Source organism: Bradyrhizobium sp. (assembly GCF_049512235.1).
Classification (GTDB): domain Bacteria; phylum Pseudomonadota; class Alphaproteobacteria; order Rhizobiales; family Xanthobacteraceae; genus Bradyrhizobium.
Genome location: NZ_JBEKXH010000488.1, coordinates 1 through 4,776 on the forward strand (window position 1 = coordinate 1; position 4,776 = coordinate 4,776).

The 4,776-nt window shown below is 62.3% G+C and carries 4 protein-coding genes and 1 pseudogene; 3 read left to right on the forward strand and 2 right to left on the reverse strand.

Going from position 1 to position 4,776, the window contains the following annotated elements:
* On the forward strand, nt 1–1,162 hold a 1,162-nt coding region (locus ABSG20_RS30155), incomplete at its 5' end, for an AMP nucleosidase (RefSeq protein WP_423868113.1).
* Nucleotides 1,163–1,329: 167 nt separating this feature from the next.
* A complete protein-coding gene (locus tag ABSG20_RS30160; protein WP_423868114.1) occupies nt 1,330–2,145 on the forward strand; it encodes a DUF2927 domain-containing protein in 816 nt (271 codons plus the stop codon).
* Nucleotides 2,146–2,149: 4 nt separating this feature from the next.
* On the opposite strand, the pseudogene ABSG20_RS30165 reads toward ABSG20_RS30160, so the two are convergent.
* Nucleotides 2,150–2,413, reverse strand: a pseudogene (locus ABSG20_RS30165) (M48 family metalloprotease); the annotation flags it as partial.
* Between the two features lie 59 nt (nt 2,414–2,472).
* On the reverse strand, nt 2,473–3,645 hold the full coding sequence (locus tag ABSG20_RS30170; protein ID WP_423868115.1) for an isovaleryl-CoA dehydrogenase: 1,173 nt from the start codon (nt 3,643–3,645) through the stop codon (nt 2,473–2,475).
* Between the two features lie 234 nt (nt 3,646–3,879).
* On the opposite strand from ABSG20_RS30170, the gene ABSG20_RS30175 reads away from it, so the two are divergent.
* A partial coding sequence (locus ABSG20_RS30175; RefSeq protein WP_423868116.1) for a cytochrome P450 occupies nt 3,880–4,776 on the forward strand: 897 nt, incomplete at its 3' end.

Sequence of the window (4,776 nt, forward strand, 5' to 3'; positions counted from 1 at the left end):
CCTTCTCATGCAGAACCATGGTGTGCCGGTCGAGATCGGCGAGTCGGACGAATCGATACCGATTCACTTTGCCTATCGACGCGACATTAACGTCTCAGCGAGTTTGCCAGCTCGCGACCGGCCGCTGCGCGATTTGTTCGACACGCCAGATCTCGCTAACATTGACGACGCGATCGTCAACGGCACGCTGCCTGCTGGCCCGCGACAGCCGCTCGCCATGTTCCGTGCTGCCCGCGTGGACTATTCGCTGCACCGGCTCTACCACTATACCGGAACGGATCCGGAGCACTTCCAGAACTTTGTGATCTTTACCAATTACCAATTCTACGTCGACGCCTTCGCGCGCATCTGCCGCGAGCGCATGGCGGCCGGTGATCCGGCGGCCGATGCCTTTGTCGAGCCGGGTAACGTCATCACGGTCAAAGCGAGCCTTGGCAACCCAGGTCCCACGCACACGCCGCCGGAGCGCCCGCCGCAGATGCCGGCTTTTCATCTGGTTCAACAGGCTTCCCGCGGCATCAGCATGATCAACATTGGTACTGGCCCGTCGAACGCGCGTAACATCACCGATCACGTCGCGGTGCTTCGTCCCCATGCCTGGTTGATGCTCGGCCATTGTGCCGGGCTGCGGAACACGCAGAAGCTCGGCGATTACGTCCTCGCTCACGGCTACGTCCGCGAGGATCACGTGCTGGATGAGGAGCTGCCGCTGTGGGTGCCGGTTCCGGCACTAGCCGAGATGCAAGTCGCGTTCGAGCAAGCAGTCAGCGAAGTGACGGGGCTGACCGGGTTTGAGCTCAAACGGGTGATGCGGACCGGCACGGTAGCCAGCGTCGACAACCGGAACTGGGAGCTCGGCGACCACGCGGTGACCATCCGCCGCCTGTCGCAGTCACGTGCCATCGCCCTCGACATGGAATCGGCCGCTGTAGCCGCCAATGGATTCCGCTTCCGCGTCCCTTACGGAACGTTGCTTTGCGTATCGGACAAGCCGCTGCATGGCGAGATCAAATTGGCTGGCATGGCCGGGGACTTCTACCGCCACCGCGTCGGCCAGCATCTTGAGATCGGTCTTCGAGCGCTGGAAAAGCTTAAGTCTCAAGAACGAGAACGGCTGCATTCGCGCAAGCTCAGGAGCTTTGCCGAGGTCGCGTTCCAGTAAGCGACGGGACCCGGACGGCAAAGGGCCAAAAATCAATCAGTCTCCGGATGACCTTTTCTGTGGGGTTTGCGGATGCCGGCCCCACGAAGTTGCCGCGGCACCGTGGCCCAATACAAGGCGGCGCTGACGCCTTGCGTCCCGGCTCCGCTTGCGGCAGCATCGCAACGATGAGCCTTGTCAGCCGGGCCTCGCACACGGGACAAATCTTCGCGCTCGCCCTGGCGATCATCGCGTCCGGCGATATCGCCTGCCGGCCATCCGCGGCGGCCGAAATTCCCGCCATCGCCGCGCGTCAACGCGCGGAACAGAAAACGTTCACCGACGAGGAGATCGCGGACGGATTTTTCAAGACCGCGTTCGGCGCCGAATACCAACTGGCCGGCCGGGTCGACCGCATCAGAAAATACGACATGCCGGTGCGGGTGTTCGCCGATGGCAACCGCAGGGACCGGAAGGCGCAGCTCGCGGGGGTCATAGCCGACATCGGCGCGCGGGTCGCACATCTCGACATCGCCATGGCCGAGAGCCGCGCGGCCGCCAACATTGTTGTCAAGCTGGTGCGCGACCGCGATCTCGATCGCACCATAACGGCATTCTACGGCAGCGAGCGGGCGCGCGAGATCAGGACCTCGCTGGATCCGCAGTGCCTGTCCGGCTTTCGCAAGAACGACAACTATCAAATCGAGCATTCCGACGTCATTCTCACCGTCGACAACGGCGATTTTGTCTTCTTCGACTGCGCCTATGAGGAACTGTTGCAGTCGCTGGGGCCGATCAACGATACCAGCGCGGTGCCGTGGACCATGTTCAACGACAATGTCTCGATGGGATTTTTCGACGTCTACGACCAGTACATCCTGAATATCCTGTACGATCCGCGCATCAAGGCGGGCATGAATGTCACTGAGGTCAAGACGCTGCTGCCCGAGGTGCTGGCCGACGTCCGCGTCTTTGTCAGGAAGATCAACAATCTGGCGGAGTAGACGATCAGAGGCTGGAGGAGGATTTGCAGATCGCCTTCAGCGATGCCCATTGCTCCGCCGTCAACAGTGGCGGGCCACCCGGCGGCCTATCCTCGCTGCTCATGCGCGCCAGCCGCTCTTCCGTCATGGGATGGCTCGACAGAATGGACAGGCTCTTGTCCGCTTGCTTTCCGGTGACGCGGAGCAGCAATTGCCCCATCGGCATCGGCGACCGGCCGAGCTTTGTCATCACCTCGATCGCGAAACTGTCGGCGTTCCGCTCCGCCTCGGAAAATTTTTCAGTCTCGGCATTTGCCGCGCCGAGACGCGATCCGCATTAGCAAAACTTCATGAAGATTTCTCGAACAGCTCCCGGCCGATCAGCATGCGGCGGATCTCGCTGGTGCCGGCGCCGATCTCGTAGAGCTTGGCGTCGCGCAGCAGCCGGCCGGTCGGATAGTCGTTGATGTAGCCGTTGCCGCCGAGCAGCTGGATGGCGTCGAGCGCACATTGCGTCGCTTTCTCGGAGGCATAGAGGATGGCGCCGGCGGCATCCTCGCGCGTGGTCTCGCCGCGGTCGCAGGCTTTGGCCACCGCGTAGACATAGGCGCGGGAGGCATTCATCGTGGTGTACATGTCGGCGATCTTGCCCTGTACCAGCTGAAAGCCCCCGATCGGCTGGCCGAACTGTATGCGCTCGTGCACATAGGGCATCACCACGTCCATGCACGCCTGCATGATGCCGAGCGGACCCGCCGCCAGCACCGCGCGCTCATAGTCGAGACCGGACATCAGCACGTTGACGCCGCGGCCGACCTCGCTCAGCACATTTTCTTCCGGGACTTCGCAATCCACAAACACCAGTTCGCAGGTGTCCGAGCCGCGCATGCCGAGCTTGTCGAGCTTTGGCGCGGTGGAAAATCCCTTCATGCCTTTCTCGATGATGAAAGCGGTGATGCCGCGGGCGCCGGCGGCCGGATCGGTCTTGGCATAGACCACCAGCGTTTCCGCCACGGGGCCGTTGGTGATCCACATCTTGCTGCCGTTGATGATGTAACGGTCGCCCTTCTTATCGGCGCGGGTCGACATCGACACCACGTCGGAGCCGGCGCCGGGTTCCGACATCGCCAGCGCGCCGACATGGTCGCCGGAAATCAGCCCGGGCAGATATTTGCGCTTCTGCGCCGCGCTGCCGTTGCGGCGCAGCTGGTTGACACACAGGTTGGAATGCGCGCCGTAGGACAGCCCGACCGCCGCCGAGGCCCGCGAGATTTCCTCGACCGCGATGCAGTGCTCGAGGTAGCCAAGCCCGGCTCCGCCATACTCCTCTTCGACGGTAATGCCGTGCAGCCCAAGCGCGCCGAGTTTTGGCCACAGGTCGCGCGGAAACTGATTGCTGCGGTCGATTTCGGCGGCACGCGGGGCAATCTCATGGCTTGAAAAATCAGCCACGGTTTCGCGAATCGCATCCGCGGTTTCGCCGAGATCGAAGTTGAACATGCGCTGCGCGTTGGGGATCATGGTTGGGCGGCCTCCGGGCACAGTTTATGGCTTGTGTTGCCCAAAGCCATATTCTCTGGGAATTGGCTTGTCACGGGCTGAAAGCACCGCAAGCGGCATTCCGGCCCATGGCCGGGCCTGGCGCGGCGGCGCACCGTATAAACTGTCCCTTGCTCTGGCCCGCGCAACGGGATGTAATTCGACGCAATTCACCCTCCGATGCCAATCACGGCGGGGTCATCAGGGAGCTGCCCCATGCACGGGACGATCGATTCCGCTGTAGATATCAACCACAGGGCCGCGCGCAAGCGCGCCTATTCGATTCCTTTGGCGGATATCGACGTCGGCGACCCCGAGCTGTTCAAGACCGATTCATTCTGGCCGTATTTCGACCGGCTGCGCGGCGAAGATCCCGTTCACTACTGCAGGGAGAGCCTGTTCGGGCCGTACTGGTCGGTGACCAAATACAATGACATCATGGCTATCGAGACCAATCATTCGGTGTTCTCGTCGGCGGCGATGCTCGGCGGCATTACCATCCGCGATGCGCCCATGGAGGTCCGTCGCGAAAGCTTCATATCCATGGATCAGCCGCGCCATGGCGCGCAGCGCAAGACCGTGGCGCCGATGTTCACGCCGACGCATCTCGACCAGCTCGCGATCAACATCCGCAAGCGGTCGGCCGAATGCCTCGACAACCTGCCGCGGAATGCGGTGTTCGACTGGGTCGATCAGGTCTCGATCGAGCTGACCACGCAGATGCTCGCCGTGCTGTTCGATTTTCCCTGGGAGGACCGCCGCAAACTGACGCGCTGGTCCGACATCGCAACCACGATCCCCGGTCCGTCCGGCCTGGTGGCGACCGAAGACGAGCGGCAGGTCGAATTGCTGGAATGCGCGAGCTACTTTGCGAAACTGTGGAAGGAACGCGCCAACCTGCCGCCGAAGAGCGATCTGTTGTCGATGATGGCGCACAGCGATGCCACCCGCGACATGGATCCGAAGAATTTCCTCGGCAACCTGATCCTCTTGATCGTCGGCGGCAACGACACCACGCGCAACACCCTGTCGGGCAGCCTCTACGCGTTGAGCCAGCATCCCGACCAGTACCGGAAGCTGCGCGAGAATCCGGCCCTGATCGACAGCTTCGTG

Excerpts from the sequence above, each read along its gene's own strand:
- ABSG20_RS30160 (WP_423868114.1), top strand. The coding sequence starts at position 1,330 with ATGAGCCTTGTCAGCCGGGCCTCGCACACGGGACAAATCTTCGCGCTC.
- ABSG20_RS30170 (WP_423868115.1), bottom strand. The coding sequence starts at position 3,645 with ATGATCCCCAACGCGCAGCGCATGTTCAACTTCGATCTCGGCGAAACC.